This window comes from Clostridium sp. 19966, from assembly GCF_032335695.1.
In the GTDB taxonomy this organism is placed as follows: Bacteria; Bacillota; Clostridia; order Clostridiales; family Clostridiaceae; genus JACTOJ01.
Map to the genome: position 1 here is coordinate 37,003 of NZ_JACTOJ010000022.1, position 16,818 is coordinate 53,820.

The following is a 16,818-nucleotide window of genomic DNA, read 5'->3' on the forward strand; positions in this document are numbered from 1 at the left end:
AAGGATATGAAAAAGCATGTTTTATCCATAATTGTAGAAAACCATCCTGGTGTTTTAAGCAAAGTTTCTGGACTATTCAGCAGGCGTGGTTACAACATAGAAAGCCTTAATGTGAGCATTACGGAAGATCCCACTACTTCAAGAATTACTATAACTGCCAATGGCGATGATGCTACCATAGAACAGATAATAAAACAGCTTAATAAGCTCATTGATGTTATAAAAGTACAGGTTATAGATCTTAGCAAAGCTGTTTCCAGAGAGATTGCATTGATTAAGGTATCCACAACTTTGCAAAACCGTTCTTCTATAATAGAAGTTGCTAACATATTTCGCTCTAACATAATAGACATAAATGAAAAAAGTATGATAGTAGAAGCTACTGGTGACAGTTCAAAAATATCTGCATTAATCGAAATGCTTCGCCCTTTTGGCATCATAGAGCTTATAAGAACGGGACTTACCGCTCTCCAAAGAGGCAGTGAAGCTGCAATTTCTAAGAGTTTCTAGAACTCCAAATATAATATCAAATAATTTAATGGGCTTAGATAAACACTTTTATATGCTTATCTAAGCCAAAAATTCTTTTTCGCATATGCCTATTAATATGGTTAGCTATTCATCCTGAAAATCTATACCTACAATACTTTCTATAGCTTCATAGGCTTTCTTAGATTCTCTTTTCAAAGAAATAGGTCGTCCATTTTTATTTAAAAAGCAATGTTCACTTTTACCAGTAGTTCTTACCTCTTTTGTAGCTGCATCCATTACTTTGTAGGAAAGCACCAGTTTAATCCCATTTTTAAATTCTTCTACCTTAGGAATAATAAATATCTCATCCCCAAAGCGTACCATGGATTTATATTCGCAATTTATGCTCATTACAGGGCTCATTATTCCGCTTTCTTCCATATCCTTATAGCCACAACCTATTTGCTCCATCAAATCTATTCTAGCTTCCTCGAACCAGCGTATGTAATTTGAATGATGTATGATTCCCATTTGATCTGTCTCATAATATAATGCTTTACGTTTATAAAGTTGAATACTGTTATTCATTTTTTCTCCTCAAACCTATATATTTGTAAAAACTATCACTAAATATATTATAGCTAATGAAATATTTGATTTCAAATTAAAAACTGCCGCCAATTAATTTCTATTAATTTTGCGACAGCACTTATTTATCGGGTTATGTTTTAAAAGGATGTTGATAATGGCTTTTTTCGTAGTGGCATGGTTTCTTTCAGAACCCATGGAAGGAACTCTAACGATAATATCAACATTTTTAAACACAGCCTCCCAAACTGAAGGAAGTTTTAAATCAGTATAAAAATCAACACTGATTTAAAACATAACCATTTATTTTTATAGGTTAGCCTTTATTGCAGCTATTATATCATTATATTCTTCATTGCTAAGCTTAAGATTATTGCTAGGATTCATTTCAAAGGTTCCTCCCCAGCTATATCCACCTTCGTACTTTGGAACTATATGAAAGTGAAGATGAGGAAGCTTATCTGAGAAAGCTCCATAGTTTATTTTGTCAGCTCCAAAGGCTTTTTGGATTGCTCTAGCTACCTTAGTAACATCTCCCATAAACGCAGCAAGTTCTTCAGCATTTAATTCATATAACTCTTTTACATGCTTATCATAAGCAACTACACACCTGCCCTTATAGGTTTGCTCCCTAAACAAGTAAACAGTTGAAGCCTGAAGCTTACTTATTTTAATCATTAAATCATCTAATCTCTGGTCCTTTTCACAGTAAAAACAAGAATTTTCATTACTCATATTCATTACTCCTCTTTAAGAATTTGCACACGTGTGCAATTGAATATATTATAACTCACTTAAAATATATTTTACAATATCAATTTAAAACATTTTCAATTCATAATATAAAATTCTTCAAAAGGTGAAAAAATTAAGAAGTAAAAAGCAAAAATGAAGAGTTTATGTAGAAATCGACTCTTTTAAGAGACGATTTCAATTTATAAATTTGCTTAAAGCAAATTTTACCATAGTTTTTAATTCTTACTTATTACATATAACTAGATAACTATATATATATTGATATTGCTTCAACGGAAGTTTGTTTATTTTACCCCTGAACCATTAATAACCCCTTTAAATTGATATATACACATCATAATTAAAATCACAGAAACTATCAAAATAGAAATACTTACACCTATGCAATTATACATAGGACTTGCAATAGCTATACCTAATAAAGCGAATAAAGTAAGAACTATCTTATAAAAAGAAAATACCCTTCCCAAATAATTTTGAGGAATATTGTTTTGTATTATGGTGCTGGAATAAATGCCTTGAATATTTTGAGTAAAACCTAACAGCACCATTATGGCAAAGGTTATTAAAAAACTTTTTGAGAACCCAAATATAATATAGAAAAAGCTTATAGCCAAAGTGGATAGTATAAATATTTTAACGGTATCCTCCTTTGAAAGAGCCTTTATGATAATCGGAACTAGCAATCCTCCAATAGCTAAAGCGTAATCAAAATAAATTATTCCCTCAGGCTTTATATTCAAAAATTTATCCGCTATTACTACTTTATACACCTCATAAAATCTTCCTAAGACAGCATAAACACTGGCAATAACAAATATAATCTTCACATTTGCATAGTTTAACAGAACTTTGTACCCGTCTATTCCAAGCTTAATTATCCCTTCTCTTTCTTTAACTTCTTTATTCTTTACAAATTTATACCTTATAGCTATAAACATAATGGTAGCTATGATAAAGCTAACAGAATTAATAATAAATAATAGATTTGCTCCATAGAGCTTATATAAAATTCCGCCAATAGCTGGAGATAGAAATATGCTTGTAGACTGCAGAAAAGAGAAAGCAGAATTTGCTGGTGCTAATTGATCCTTAGGTACAATTTCTGGCAATATAGCATTTTCAGAGCTTACTTCCATGTCACTTAAGGCTTGAAGGAGAAAGGTCAGAACATATATAAGCCATAATCTGTGCTGGTTTCCAAATATAAAAATTAAGGCTACTACTCCACTTAATAAATTAACCCAAACAATTACTTTTTTCTTATTAAAATAATCCGCAATTATGCCAGATAAATATAAATCAGGTATCCTCAAAACTCCTCTAGACAGCCACATTAATGCTACTGATAAAACCGAATTGGTTATGCTATAAAGATATACAGTGACAGCTATAGTGTACAGATAATCCCCAATGGAAGAAATAAAGCCCCCTATAGCTAATAATGTGAAGTTTTTGTTTTTTAATAAATCTTTATACAAACTACCATCTCCTAATTGCATAGTAAACACATATTACCAAAAATGGCCGTAAAATATAAGACTATATTTTACAAAGTTTGTATGTTATAATTAAAATGTAGAAAGATACAATATAATTTTTACACAAAAAAGGCACTCATAAAGAGTGTCTTTTCTGTTACCATATCGGTGGTTCTCCATCGCCTTGTGTTTCATTGGTAGCTGCTAAAGATCCGTTACTTACCATTGAAGTGATTACAGCTATACCGGAAGTCGTCAACATTGTGATAATAATCAATAATGAAAATAAAAGCTTTTTAATCTTTTTGAATTTCATTATAGCCATCTCCTAATATTTACTTCTTATAAGCAGAGTATGTTGAACTTTCAAACAAAGATCCAAAACTCTTTCCTTATTACTAGTTCCCTTGAATATCTCTATAGCATCTAAAAATATATATCCTAGCTCAATATTAGTTATTTGGTATTGAAATATCATGTTGCTTACTGTACTTAGCAGCAATTCAATTTCTTCTATCATGGAATTTCTTTTAAAATAATTAAAAATTTGACTTATAGTTTCATTGATCATGTTTTTATCTTTTAATTGCAGTACGCTTTCAATTGCCATCAAATAATTTTCAACTATAAATTTTTTATAATCACATTTTATAGCTGAGTTTATGCAATCATGTAGAATTATAACTCTATAATTATTGCTGCATCTTATATTAATAGCAAAATCAATATATTTAAAAATTTCTTCTAATGAATTAGTTTTTGCCTTTAATGTTGCTAAATTGGAATATGCCAGAGCTATGGCATTTAGATTTTCTTTTTCTTTTGCTTCATTTATAACTTTATATAAAATAGCTTCTGCTTCTTTATATCTATTTAGTTTTCTGTAGCTTACAGCCTTTAATAGCATTGTATCAAAACGCTTCTCTGGAAGTAAGTTAAAATCCTTTAAGTATTCCAGATATTCAATGCATTTTTGAGGTTTTTCTAATTTGGAAAATGCTGATGCCGTATTATAGTATATAATCATTAAATCTTCATTACGCTCAATTTTATAGTCTTGACCTGCTTTTATAGCAATTTCTGCATATACCTCAATATCCATATATTGACCCAATTTATATAATGATCTGATTATATATAAAATAGCCTTCATAAAATAGCTCCAAGATTTATTAATAGCTGCCATATTATACGTTTTAAGCGCATATATCTTACATTCCTGGATGCTATTGTAACTATAATACATTTCAACAGCACAAGTATAAATCTCTAGGATGAGATCTTTTCTTATTTTATATGTTTTAATTAGTATCTCTACATAGTTAATATCCTTTATTATCCCATCAATCTGTTCTTTGTTTTCCTTAGCTTGCATAAGTTTTTCTTTATATTTTATAACTAAATTATTAGCCTGAGTATCTTCATCCTCAAGCAGCCATTCAAGAGTAATTTTTTTTAAATTTGTATTGCTAAAAGCAATCTTCTCGTTCAGTTTTCTGACTATTATTTTACCAATATCAGGAGGTATTTTTTTATTCTTTTTTTCATAGAGATATATATTAGTGCGACTAAAACCTTCAGCTAAGTCTTCCTGCGTTAAATTTAGTTTTTTTCTTATCTCATATAGTTTTTGCCCAGTAGTTAATATCTCATTGTCAAACATTTAATTTTGCCTCCTCTCCTTTATAACACATGCTTCTCTTTTATTTTTACCTAATAATTCCTAATTTGATATAGTTTATAATTTATCATCCAAATATTTCAAGCAACATGCATATTTTTTACTTATGTTTTAATTTGTTTTAATTTATTATAATATTTTTTAGACAAATTTTCATTTTTTCTATTTTCCCATATTCGACATCCATTATTATACATTAATGCTGTTATAAAGAAATAACTTAAGCAAAAATAACATAATTTCCTTGTTTTTTAATTTATTTATAATTTAAAACGCATGAATTCAATATTTTGTATAAAAACACTTAATATGCAAATGTATGTAATTGAGGTCAATATATTTTTTTACTGAAATTAACTATTTATTAATATAAAAAACAAATTAAAAGGACTGATTCCTTCTTAATATAGGATTCAGTCCAAAAAGTTCCAATATACTTTTTCTGAGTCAATATTTATATTTTCAAATCTACTCCGCTTTTTTTCTCTCTCATCATTATCTCTATCACATCAACTATCTGTGCTCCTGCTTCTACTGGTGGGGTTCCATTCCTGTGAATATTAGATATAACCGTTCTCTGTGATTCAGGTTTTTTAGTGCTGGCTCTATAAGCCATATAACTGCTCATGCTCTCTCCTGTAGCAAGTCCAGGCCTTTCTCCTATGAGAATTATGGTAACCTCTGCGTCCAAAGCTTCACTTATTTTATCCATGGTAGCCACTCTCGAATATTTTACAAATATAGGTGTTCCAACAGTATAGCCCTTTGCGCTAAGTCCATCTAAAATTATAGAATATATATCCTTTGTATTTGCATCGATAGCTGTAGAGCTTAAACCGTCTCCTACTATTATCTGAACCTGAGGCGAATGAACACAGTTCTTTTTTATATATTCAATAGTTTCCTCAGAGAACCTTTTTCCAAGATCAGGTCTTGTTATATACTCTTCTTTATCTCTTACTAAGGTTTGTACTTTTATAAAACCCAGTTCATCAATTATATTTTCATCTACAGCAGACCACACCGCATCCATAGCTACAGCATGATCTGCTCTAAACTTTAGCAAAGTGTTTGTCTTAAGTCTTGCCCCAGCTCTTCCTACGCAGATTCTTGCCGGAGTGGTGTCTTTAAGTCTTTTGCACATTTCTTCATCTATTGCATTATCTATATTTGTACTGTTTTCCTCCATATTCTTCACCGCCTATACAATTAAAAATTCACTATGTTTTAAAACATAGCCTTAGCCACCGAAGGAAGTTTTAAATAAGTGTAAAAATCAACACTTATTTAAAACAGAGCCTTATATTTAGATAGTTATGCAAATATAGAGGGGTCTCCTGCTCTTTCTGTAAGTAATCCATTCTCCAGTATTCCAAGCTCCTCCATTCTTTTTTCAAATTCGGCTATAGTTCTTTTTCCTGTTATTTCTCTTAAAGAAGCCACATCATGATAACTGGAGGACTGGTACATAAGCATTACATCATCTCCACCGGGTATGCCCATGAAATAATTGCAATTTGCCATGGTTAAAAGCATCGCCAGGTTTTCCAAGTCGTTTTGGTCCGCCTTCATATGGTTAGTATAGCAAGTATCGCAACCCATAGATAACCCAGTAAGCTTCCCCATAAAATGATCCTCAAGTCCTGCTCTTATAACTTGCCTTCCATCATATAAATACTCCGGTCCTATAAAGCCTACTACCGTATTAACCAAAAACGGATTATATCTTTTAGCTAATCCATAGCAGCGTGCTTCCATCACTAATTGATCTGCGCCATTATGTCCTTCCGAGGATAACTCAGAGCCTTGTCCTGTCTCAAAATACATGAAGTTAGGTCCTTTAGAACTCTTCTTTTCCTTCATTAGAGCGTAAGCCTCATCCAGTAAGGCTACGCTTATCCCAAAAGCTCTATTGGAAATTTCTGAACCTGCCAAGCTTTGAAACATCAAATCTATAGGCACTCCATTTTTAAGGGCCTCCATCTGCGTAGTCACATGTGCAAGCACACAATTTTGGGTAGGTATTTTCCATTTTGATGTAAATTCATTAAATTTATTCAATACAGCTGAAATGCTGTCTATAGTATCAGTTACTGGGTTAAGTCCAATAAGCGCATCTCCCACTCCATAGCTTACTCCTTCCATTACTGAAGCTATTATTCCTTCCACATTGTCAGTGGGATGATTAGGCTGAAGTCTTGAAGATAAGGTTCCTCTTTTTCCTATGGTGGTGTTACAGGTAGCAGTATTACAAAGCTTCTTTGAAGCATATACCAAATCCATATTGGTCATAAGCTTAGTTACAGCTGCTATCATTTCTGCAGTTAATCCATCTCGTATGGATTTTATATCCTCTTCACTGGCAGAAAGTATAAAGTCTCTGAATCCTCCCAGGGTTAAAGCTTTGATTTTATTGTATTGTTCCTTGTTAATCCCGTCTTGAATAACTCTAGTTACCTCATCTTTATCATAATCCACTACAGGATTATTCATAAGCTGCTCCAAGGTGACATCTGCTAAAACCATCTTTGCTGCAACCCTCTCTGCAGTACTTTCAGCTGCTATCTGAGCTAAGGCATCACCAGATTTTTCCTCATTGGCTTTTGCAAGCAAATCCTTTATATCCTTAAACCCATAAACTCTATTAAATAATGTGGTCTTTAAATTCATGAATATCACCTGTCTTACTTGTATAAATTTATTTTTTATTTGGATATACTTTAAGATATTGGCATAAATTAAAGCCTATATCAACATTTTCTTAAAATATAGCAAGCTTATACAGCTTCCTCATCTCTTACTTCGCTCACTGAATTTCTGGTAATAAAAGAATATATAAAATAATAAACAAAGGATAGAACAAAAGCAAGCATTACCCAAGATAATGTGTTAATGTTTGAGTAAGTAACTGTAACTAAGAATATAGCATCAATTACTATAGCTATCATTGGCAAAACCGAATTAACCTTATAAGGTCTTTCCATATTAGGAGCTTTCTTTCTCAAAATGTAGAAGGATATCATGCTCACAGCATGAAGTGCAATTGCACCAAAGCTGGATATTACTATAATTGTAGCAGTATTGTTAGTAAGTACAAATATCATTCCTATAAGGCTTGGTATTATAGTAGCTGCCACTGGAGCTCCCTTAGAATTAACCTTTGACAGAAATTTAGGAAGATAGTTTGCTCTAGACATAGCAAATACCTGTCTTGAATATCCTATTATTATCCCATGAAGACTAGCTACAAGTCCAAATATTCCTATAAAGCCCATGAGTTTTGAAAGTACATTGCCCTTACCAAATATGACATCAAGGGTATCCGGAAGAGGCGAGTCAGTAGCTCCCATAGTTTTAATGTCAAGCACTCCAGCGGTGCAGACAAAAGTGATCAAAGCTAATACCACTAAAGTTAATATTGCTAATATAAAGCCTTTAGGCACATCTTTCTTAGGGTTTTTACATTCCTCAGCCGACATTGCTCCGCCTTCAGCAGCAAGATAAAACCATATAGCAAAAGGGATGGCACTAAATACTCCTTTGATGCCGCCTTTATGAGTGTCTCCGCCAACTATCTTAGAAAAATCTACATGTCCAATTGTGGCCCCTGCAAATACTATAAGTCCTATTATAGCCACTATGGTAACTACAGTTTCAATTATAGCCGCTGTCTTTACTCCTCCGCAATTTATAACTACAAATATAGCATAAAATACAAGTGCTGCAGCAGTAACAGGTATGGCTGGAATAATAAAGTTTACATAGGCTCCTATAGATATTGCAATAGCAGGAGTAGCAAATAAAAATTCCATAATTGTAGAAACTCCTGCAAAAAATCCTCCAAATCTGCCCATAGCTCTTACTGCATATTCTGAAGAACCACCAGCATCTGGTATAGCTGTAGCAAGTTCAGCATAGCTAAACATAAAAGCTGTATAAAATACTGTAACGATAAGTGTAGCCACTATAAAACCCATAGGACTAGTGAAGGCCATAGCATTGTTCCATCCAAAGTACATTCCGGATATAACCATCCCCACTATTATTGACCAAAGCTGAAATGGTGACAAGGTTTTTTTTAGTTTGTTTGACATGATATGATTCCCCCTTAAAAATTAAAAATTAATGTTTTTATGATAACTGGTATTACTCCTGCTATAGGCTTTCCTATATCAACATAATTACCACTTTCCACCTTTATTCCATCTATGCATAGTATCTTTCTTGTTCTCCCTAAATAAATTTTCAGAACCTGACCAAGGGCTTTAGCAAAATCATTTTCTAATATTATGATTGCAGGTTCCTCTCTCAAGCTTAAAGCTTCTGAAAGCTTGCTTGCTATAAGCTTAATCTCCTCATAGGAAGGAGATTTATTGCCCTTAATAGCTATGGCTATATTTTTTTCGGAGTACATATTCAATTTGCTGGTTATATCATCTTGAATTATCCCTCGCTCGTCTTGTGAAAGCTTTACTATAGGCACATTTTTCATGGGCAGAATTTCTTCATCATATACTATGGTGCTTCCACTTATGGATACTGAATAACTTCCTGCTCCAATCACAGTAGCTCTTATTTTTTCCTTAGGCTCTATAAGACTTAAACCTTTCTCCTTAAAAATTTCTCTTATGGATATACCTAAAAGCGGTCCTATATCTTCATACTCTGTCAAGTGAGATAAACTTGTTACATTGTTTCCTCCATAGACAAATTCAGCTACTCCCCCTGAAAACATGAAGGCTTCTGCCTTTATTTTTTTATCTTCATGCTGTATAAATAATTTCTTTTCACATTCTTCCAGTTTACTATTTGCAGCTATTTTCCATAAAACCTCAGCAAGTGCATCCGTAAGCTTTTTTACCTCATATAATTCTGGAACTATTCCAACTTTTAAATCTAATTTTAAGCTGTTTATCATTGGCTTTATCTTATTCGATATATATTCAATTTCTAAATTCTCATCTATTTTTATAAGTCTGCCGCCAATGTCCAAAGCAAATGCATCTATGTTGTTTCCATTCTTGAAGCTTGAGGAGTTAGTAGTCCCCCCTCCTACATCAAAATTGATAATAGTTCCTGAAACCTTCTTTGAAAATTCAGAGGCTCCTGCTCCAAAGCCTGCCAATAAGGATTCTAAATCAGCTCCTGCTGCTTCTACCACAAAATCTCCGGAAAATTCCGAAAGGCTTTGCAGCACTTCTTCTGAATTTTCTTTTCTGGCACTTTCTCCTGTTATTATGATAGCCCCTGTAGAAATATCTTTTTTATTTACATTGGCCTTTTCATATTCAATGGAAATTATTCTTTTTATTTCTTGTAAATTTATCCTTCCCAGTGGGGTTAAAGGAGTAAAATAGATTGAGCTTTTATAAATAATTTCTTTGTTTATGATTTCTATTCTTGGTATAGAAAATGAACCTGCTACATTTGATACCGTAAGTCTGCTAAAAATAAGCTGAGTAGTGGTAGTTCCTATGTCTATACCCACGCTTAAAAGCTCCTCTGCCAATTAAAATTCCTCCTTTACTGTCAAGTAAATCAAAAAAAAGCCCAAACATTTTCTAATGTTTAAGCTTCTTTGCCTAAAAATAATTTTTAATTCTATTTTTCAATGTAAATTCCAAACTAATGCGCCCTTGCATTAATTTTAATCTAATTATACATTATTATTTTATCAATGTAAACTTAAATTTCATGTTGTTTATCTATTTATACTAAATATTTTTAATAATTTGTGAAATAAAATACAGTTTTTGTGCCATTTTGATTTGTTTCAATATTTATATCTCCATTTAATTTATCTTTTACAATGCTTTTCACGATATTTAAGCCTAAGCTTTCGTTTTTAAGAATTTCTGTATTAAATCCATCTCCGCTGTCAGCTATAGCTATGCTTGAATAAGTTTCTCCTTTATTTATGATTATCTCAATAACCCCTTCTTCTTTTATGGTGAAAGCATGCTTCAAGCAATTTTCTATAAGTTCATTTACCACAATAGCTATTGATGTAGCTCTGTCAGAATTTACCTTCAAGCTGTCTCCATAGAGCTGTACATCGATCTTTTTATTAAGCTGCTCCAAATTTCTTAAAGCGTTGTTTTTTATCTTTAACAATATTTCCTTTATATCAGCATCATCTATACCATTTTGAGATAAAACTTCATGAGTGGTGGCTATGCTTAAAATCCTATTTATACTGTCATGAAAAGCTCTCCTAGCCTCTTCATTGTCAATTCTTCTAGATTGAAGCCTAAGTATACTTGCTATAGTCTGAAGATTATTTTTTACTCTATGATGAATTTCCCTTATGGCTACAGATTTTAGTATCAATTCTTTTTCCTTTTGTCTTATATCTGTAATATCCTTTATGAGCATGATAACGCCGTATATATTATTTTCTTTTTTCGTAACAGCATATTTTACCTGCAATTCTAAGTTTCCTATTGCGGTTTCAAAGACGAAAGATTTATGATCACATAAAATATCGTTAAACTTAATTTCATTTAATACTAAATTATCAAAAGCTATACCCACTATAGAATCCTTATAACCAATCTTTCTGTAGAGCTCTTCTGCCTTATAATTAGCGTAAATGCAAAGCCCCTTTTCGTTTATTACCAAAATAGCGTCATTAATTAAATTGTAAGCTACGGTTTCCTCACAATCCATGTCCTTTATATTCATTAGAGTTTCCGAAAGCTGCTCTGTGGTTTGAGATAATATCTCTACACTTCTGCTTTGACTTACATCTTCCGTTATATCTTTTTCCATAATGAGAACCCCTATTACCTTGTGATGCTTGTTTTTAATTGGTACAGTGTTCTGCTTAACCACCATATTTTCCTGGGTAACAGCTTTCAAATCCAAAGTTTCAATACCAAGCTCTAAAGTCCTAAGAGCTGCTGGCTCATTCTTTCTAAGAGCAAGCTCACCAACTACGGAGGTTTTGTATAAAGATTTGAAGTTTGCAGGTTTAGCTTCCGCTACCACAACGGCTATATTAGGATCTTTAGTAAGGCAATCTATAAATATATCACCTTTAGCTAAATTTGCAAACATAGAAATAGATTTCTCTATTTCTTCTAATTTCGCTATATCTTCTTCAGACAAGTCAGTATGAAGCTTGCATAATTCCCTAAGCATTTTTATATGTCCAAACTTTCATTATGCTCTAATATATTTTGAGAAACTTGAAATATGGTAGTTTGCTTATCCATGCTCATTCTTCTAAGTTTTTTATAAGCTTCATTTTCTGATAATCTAAATTTCTCCATAAGCAGTTCTTTAGCAGAACATATGGTTTTTATGCTTGTCAATTTATTCCTCATAGCCTTTAACTCTTGTCCTTTGGAAATTGCAATTTCAACTTGGGGTATTAGTCTCACTTCATCAATAGGTTTTACAATATATCCGATAGCGCCAATGGTCTTAACCTTGTCAATAAACTCTTTTCCGCTGTAAGCAGTCAGTACGATGATGGATTGTGCTATATCTTCCTTCATCAATATTTCCGAAGCTTGAATTCCATCTAATTTAGGCATTTTTATATCCATAAGCACAAGTTCCGGTCTATGAATTCTGCAAAGCTCCACCGCCTGCAGTCCATTAGCTGCCTCTCCTACTACAGAATATCCAGCTGTTTTAAGCATTTCACATATATCCATTCTCGTGATAGGTTCATCTTCTGCCACTACTATCCTACTACCCATTTCCATTCACCCCAATCATAACAAAATTTAAGCACAATAAAAAAATGATTTCAACCTTTGCTAAATGATAATTAAATTTTTATCAAAATTGAAGTGCATCCTATTTTTGCATACTATTATCAAGGATTTTTCACCCAATAATGGTTGTATATTCAGTGTGATTTGTCAAGTTAAATTGATAATTTTGTTAGATTGATAATAATGGAACGCAATCAGCGCAAATAATTTTACTTACTTTTCAACAACTTATATTCATATGGTATAATATTTATTGCTTTATTTAAAACAGAAGCATTTAAAAAAAGCAAAGGAGAGCAAAAATGAATTTAAAAGATTTAGAAGTCATAATTTTCAAAAACTCCTATAGTATAATGAATGATTTAGGAATGAATCTTTTTCAAAATAAGTCTGTGTCAAATATAAAAGGAAAAAATATTAATGGTATTTATCATATATATGGTGACGTAACTAGTTCTAATGGGAATTTGCCTTACAAGCCTCATATAAAAATCAATCTAAATAAAAAAACTTTAGCTGGAAACAACTGCAGCTGCAGTGATTTTAAAGATAATAATGTTTATGATAGCAATTTTATGTGTTCTCACCTAAATGCTTTAGCCTATGCTTTTTTCAATATTATGTATAGGAAAAAGAGTTCCTCCAATAGCCAGAATGAGGAAATCGCTAATAAAATCACTTTTAACGTGGAAGCTTTTCTTGAATATAGAGAAGGAAGCTCTCCCAGCGCTTATCAGGCTGAATTTAAATTATTGGATCGTCAGAAATATTTAATAAGGGATTTGAAGACTTTCATAAATGCTGCATACAAAAATGAAGAAGTTCTATTAAATTCTCAATTTAAATATTCTCCTAAATATCACACTCTTTCTGAGGAAGCTCTTATATTATTTGATTTTATTAAAAATGAAATATATTCCAAGGAGCTATCCATTAACGGAAAAGCTTTATATATCCCTAAAAATAAACTTAGAAATTTTTTGATGAGTATTTCAAACAATACTTTATATTTTAAATATAATGGTATATCCTATAAAACCTCTATAATTTATGATAAGCTTCCTTTGAGCTTCACTCTTAAGGAAAAGGATGATAATTTTATATTAACCACTCATTCCAAACTGCCCTTACCCCTTAATGAGTTAGGTGATGTTTATTTCTTTAAAGGTAATCTTTATATTCCGTCAATAGACTTGATTACTGTATATAAACAAATATATAATATGTTCTCCTCTGCTAACGAAATTAAATATGAGAAGAATACAAACAATTATGAATACCTTATAAGAATATTAAATAAGGTTTCCAATAACATAAATATATCTGAAGGAGTAAAGAAATTCGGATCACAAAATATAGAATTTCAGTTTTTACTATACAAAGAATTAGATATTATATGCTGCACCCCCTATGCCATCTGCTCCAATAAGAAAGTGAATATCTTATTAGAAAGCTCTACGCCAAATATAGTAAGAGACTTTAAAAAGGAAGAAAAACTTCTTATGAAGCTTGAATATTTTAAATTTGCCAGAAAAAATGACAGAATGCTTTTTTGGGGAAATGATTATGATCTTTTTTATCTGCTTAAAGGCGGCAAAAATGGCCTTAGCAATTTAGGAAAGGTTAAATTGGATAAATCACTTGAAAGCATAAAACTTTTAGACGCTTCTTTCATAGATATGGCTTTGGAAGAGCACAACAATAATTTTATATTAAGCTATGCAATGAAAGGAATTCCCAATCAGGAATTCCATGAAATTTTTCAAGCCTACAAAGAAAAAAAAGCTTTCTACAGATTGAGCAATGGAAATTTTTTAGATTTTGAAGATGAGAGTATATCTAATTTTTTTAATCTATTCTTAAATCTTTCAGAAGTTTCAGCTAAAGAAAATTCAATAACTATAAGTAAGGATAAGGAACTCTATTTATGTAAAGGCTTAGGGCATTCAAAATTCAATATAGTAAGAGGTAGAGATATTTTAGAAGATATAGATGATAAAATCAAGCAGATATATTCTTCAAAAGTTCTTCTGCCTAAGAATCTAGAGACAAAGCTAAAAGAATATCAAATAGAAGGCTTTACCTGGTTTAAAAGGCTCAGTGCATTAGGCTTCGGAGGCATACTGGCAGATGATATGGGGCTTGGAAAAACTCTTCAAACCATAGCATTTTTAAGCTCTGAAAAAAATAAAAAGGCCTTGATAATAGTTCCTACTTCTTTAATATATAATTGGAATGAAGAATTTAAAAAATTTGCTCCTTCCCTTAGGCTCTTAATTGCACATAAATTAGATTCCTACCACAAACTAACTACTACATTACAAGATGTAGATGCCATTATAACAAGCTATGGAACTTTGAGAAATAATATTGAATCCTTCAAAAAGTGCGCTTTTGATTTTTGTATAGTGGATGAAGCTCAAAATATAAAAAACTCCTCCACCAGCATCTCAAGGCTTATAAAGGAAATTAACTCAGGTTTACGTTTTGCACTCACAGGTACTCCTATAGAAAACAATTTATTAGAGCTGTGGTCTATTTTTGATTTTATCATGCCTGAATATCTGTATTCTAAAGAAAATTTCACAGAAAAATTTGTAAACGGAGATGCTGAAAGCTTAGATAATCTAAGACTTCTCATAAAACCCTTTATACTTAGAAGAACAAAGGCTGAGGTTATGTCTGAACTTCCTGAAAAACTCCAGCGTAAAGTCATAGTAGAAATGACTCCTATGCAAAAGCAAATATATGCTTCCTATATAAAAGAAATAAAAAAGGCCTTAAAATTAACCAAAGGGAAAATTGAGCTATTTGCTTACATAACAAAACTTCGTCAAATATGCCTGGATCCTTCATTAATAATTCATAATTATTCCGGCGGCAGCGGTAAAATTACAGCAGCATTAGATATAATAAACAATAATTTAAAAATCAACAAAAAGATATTACTGTTTTCTCAATTTACTTCTGCCCTTAAAAAAATCGGAGATGAACTCAAAAAAGAATCAATAAATTATTTTTATCTGGATGGAGCCACTGATTCAAAAGCGAGAATTAATTTAGTAAATGAATTTAACAGCACTGATTCTACTGGAGTGTTTCTCATATCACTGAAAGCCGGAGGAACAGGTCTTAATCTCACATCAGCTAATTTAGTGATACTTTTTGACCCTTGGTGGAATCCTGCAGTAGAACAACAAGCTTCTGACAGAGCTCACAGAATAGGGCAGAAAAATGTGGTAGAAGTTATAAAACTTGTAGCTAAGGATAGCATCGAAGAAAAAATAGTAGCTCTCCAAGAGCAAAAGAAAGAGCTAATTGACAGCATCATAACTGGGGATTTAAAAAGCACCACTCTTTTAAATAAATTAACCAAAGAAGAATTAGAGCAACTTTTCCTTAGAGATTAAGTTGCCCGTTTTTCAATTTTAACTTCGATTTAAAGCAGTGTTGATTTTTCATCGATTTAAAACAGCTATATTTTAAGATGAGCTTTTGAGGTCTCAATAAAACGATCTATACTTGCTCTTTCTTCTCTTTCCTTTTCTTTATCCATATCCCCTCTTCCTAGTCTATCGCAAAGAGAAAACAGAGAAATTTCTTGTAACTTAACCTCTTTCAGCATTGATTTTATATCTGCAAAAGGCAAACTTTTTGTAACAAAAAGTGGCTGCATATGCCACCTTGTCATATTAGTCACAGCTTCTACAAAGCTTTCCTCTTCATTAAAAGGTTTAAAAAATTCTACCACCATTTCAGCTCCAACCTTATCATGATCATAGGAAGTTATTCTGCCCTTCCTTATTTTTGTAGTTTCTCCTTTTCCTATATCATGAAGAAGTGCCGACCACATGAAGGCTCTTGGAGCCTCACTCTTGTCTTTTACTTTGGCTGCTTCATCCACTACCATCATAGTATGATTCCATACACTTCCTTCCGGATGATATTTAATCGATTGTTCTGTAAACTTTAATTTGTTAAGTACAGAAAATGGAGCTTTTTTAAACTCATCCATATTGGATATCTCATTGATAGCTATCGAAGGCTTTTCATCTTCCAATAAACTTTTATTCAACTTTTGGTATATTTTTTCCATGATATCACCTCTTCAGTA

The 16,818-nt window shown here is 32.0% G+C and carries 14 protein-coding genes; 2 read left to right on the forward strand and 12 right to left on the reverse strand.

Annotated features, from left to right (window positions below; all coding sequences use genetic code 11):
- The first annotated feature begins 6 nt into the window (after positions 1–6).
- Positions 7–510 (forward strand): acetolactate synthase small subunit, encoded by a 504-nt coding sequence (gene ilvN, locus IAI10_RS18915; protein ID WP_315674866.1) that lies wholly within the window; start codon positions 7–9, stop codon positions 508–510.
- Between the two features lie 105 nt (positions 511–615).
- Here the strand turns inward: ilvN and IAI10_RS18920 are convergent, their stop codons facing one another.
- From IAI10_RS18920 to IAI10_RS18970, 11 genes are all read right to left on the reverse strand, one after another.
- Positions 616–1,059 carry a thioesterase family protein gene (locus IAI10_RS18920; RefSeq protein WP_315674867.1) on the reverse strand — a complete coding sequence of 148 codons (444 nt, stop codon included), beginning with the start codon at positions 1,057–1,059 and terminating at the stop codon, positions 616–618.
- A gap of 309 nt (positions 1,060–1,368) precedes the next feature.
- A complete protein-coding gene (locus IAI10_RS18925; protein ID WP_315674868.1) occupies positions 1,369–1,794 on the reverse strand; it encodes an HIT family protein in 426 nt (141 codons plus the stop codon).
- A gap of 305 nt (positions 1,795–2,099) precedes the next feature.
- The gene (locus IAI10_RS18930) at positions 2,100–3,296 is read right to left on the reverse strand and encodes an MFS transporter (protein ID WP_315674869.1); all 1,197 of its coding nucleotides are present in this window, start codon (positions 3,294–3,296) and stop codon (positions 2,100–2,102) included.
- Positions 3,297–3,453: 157 nt separating this feature from the next.
- Entirely contained in the window at positions 3,454–3,612 is a 159-nt protein-coding gene (locus IAI10_RS18935) for a hypothetical protein (RefSeq protein ID WP_315674870.1), read from the reverse strand.
- A gap of 12 nt (positions 3,613–3,624) precedes the next feature.
- Positions 3,625–4,959 carry a helix-turn-helix transcriptional regulator gene (locus IAI10_RS18940; protein ID WP_315674871.1) on the reverse strand — a complete coding sequence of 445 codons (1,335 nt, stop codon included), beginning with the start codon at positions 4,957–4,959 and terminating at the stop codon, positions 3,625–3,627.
- A gap of 472 nt (positions 4,960–5,431) precedes the next feature.
- Complete coding sequence (gene eutC / locus IAI10_RS18945; protein ID WP_315674872.1) at positions 5,432–6,166, reverse strand: ethanolamine ammonia-lyase subunit EutC; 735 nt, start codon at positions 6,164–6,166, stop codon at positions 5,432–5,434.
- 125 nt (positions 6,167–6,291) lie between these two features.
- Positions 6,292–7,647 (reverse strand): ethanolamine ammonia-lyase subunit EutB, encoded by a 1,356-nt coding sequence (locus tag IAI10_RS18950; protein WP_315674873.1) that lies wholly within the window; start codon positions 7,645–7,647, stop codon positions 6,292–6,294.
- Between the two features lie 107 nt (positions 7,648–7,754).
- Complete coding sequence (eat, locus tag IAI10_RS18955; protein ID WP_315674874.1) at positions 7,755–9,071, reverse strand: ethanolamine permease; 1,317 nt, start codon at positions 9,069–9,071, stop codon at positions 7,755–7,757.
- A 14-nt stretch (positions 9,072–9,085) separates the two neighbouring features.
- Positions 9,086–10,486: an ethanolamine ammonia-lyase reactivating factor EutA gene (locus tag IAI10_RS18960; protein WP_315674875.1), complete on the reverse strand. Its 1,401-nt coding sequence runs from the start codon at positions 10,484–10,486 to the stop codon at positions 9,086–9,088.
- A 215-nt stretch (positions 10,487–10,701) separates the two neighbouring features.
- Positions 10,702–12,120: a sensor histidine kinase gene (locus tag IAI10_RS18965; RefSeq protein ID WP_315674876.1), complete on the reverse strand. Its 1,419-nt coding sequence runs from the start codon at positions 12,118–12,120 to the stop codon at positions 10,702–10,704.
- Between the two features lie 2 nt (positions 12,121–12,122).
- The gene (locus IAI10_RS18970; RefSeq protein ID WP_315674877.1) at positions 12,123–12,686 is read right to left on the reverse strand and encodes a response regulator; all 564 of its coding nucleotides are present in this window, start codon (positions 12,684–12,686) and stop codon (positions 12,123–12,125) included.
- A 320-nt stretch (positions 12,687–13,006) separates the two neighbouring features.
- Between IAI10_RS18970 and IAI10_RS18975 the strand changes: the two genes are divergently transcribed.
- Positions 13,007–16,114 (forward strand): DEAD/DEAH box helicase, encoded by a 3,108-nt coding sequence (locus IAI10_RS18975; RefSeq protein ID WP_315674878.1) that lies wholly within the window; start codon positions 13,007–13,009, stop codon positions 16,112–16,114.
- Positions 16,115–16,179: 65 nt separating this feature from the next.
- Here the strand turns inward: IAI10_RS18975 and IAI10_RS18980 are convergent, their stop codons facing one another.
- Positions 16,180–16,800 carry an HDIG domain-containing metalloprotein gene (locus IAI10_RS18980; RefSeq protein ID WP_315674879.1) on the reverse strand — a complete coding sequence of 207 codons (621 nt, stop codon included), beginning with the start codon at positions 16,798–16,800 and terminating at the stop codon, positions 16,180–16,182.
- Positions 16,801–16,818 lie beyond the last annotated feature (18 nt).

Coding starts and splice junctions, on each gene's coding strand:
- ilvN (WP_315674866.1), top strand. CDS start 7: ATGAAAAAGCATGTTTTATCCATAATTGTAGAAAACCATCCTGGTGTT.
- IAI10_RS18920 (WP_315674867.1), bottom strand. CDS start 1,059: ATGAATAACAGTATTCAACTTTATAAACGTAAAGCATTATATTATGAG.
- IAI10_RS18925 (WP_315674868.1), bottom strand. CDS start 1,794: ATGAGTAATGAAAATTCTTGTTTTTACTGTGAAAAGGACCAGAGATTA.
- IAI10_RS18935 (WP_315674870.1), bottom strand. CDS start 3,612: ATGAAATTCAAAAAGATTAAAAAGCTTTTATTTTCATTATTGATTATT.
- IAI10_RS18940 (WP_315674871.1), bottom strand. CDS start 4,959: ATGTTTGACAATGAGATATTAACTACTGGGCAAAAACTATATGAGATA.
- eutC (WP_315674872.1), bottom strand. CDS start 6,166: ATGGAGGAAAACAGTACAAATATAGATAATGCAATAGATGAAGAAATG.
- IAI10_RS18950 (WP_315674873.1), bottom strand. CDS start 7,647: ATGAATTTAAAGACCACATTATTTAATAGAGTTTATGGGTTTAAGGAT.
- eat (WP_315674874.1), bottom strand. CDS start 9,071: ATGTCAAACAAACTAAAAAAAACCTTGTCACCATTTCAGCTTTGGTCA.
- IAI10_RS18965 (WP_315674876.1), bottom strand. CDS start 12,120: ATGCTTAGGGAATTATGCAAGCTTCATACTGACTTGTCTGAAGAAGAT.
- IAI10_RS18970 (WP_315674877.1), bottom strand. CDS start 12,686: ATGGGTAGTAGGATAGTAGTGGCAGAAGATGAACCTATCACGAGAATG.
- IAI10_RS18975 (WP_315674878.1), top strand. CDS start 13,007: ATGAATTTAAAAGATTTAGAAGTCATAATTTTCAAAAACTCCTATAGT.
- IAI10_RS18980 (WP_315674879.1), bottom strand. CDS start 16,800: ATGGAAAAAATATACCAAAAGTTGAATAAAAGTTTATTGGAAGATGAA.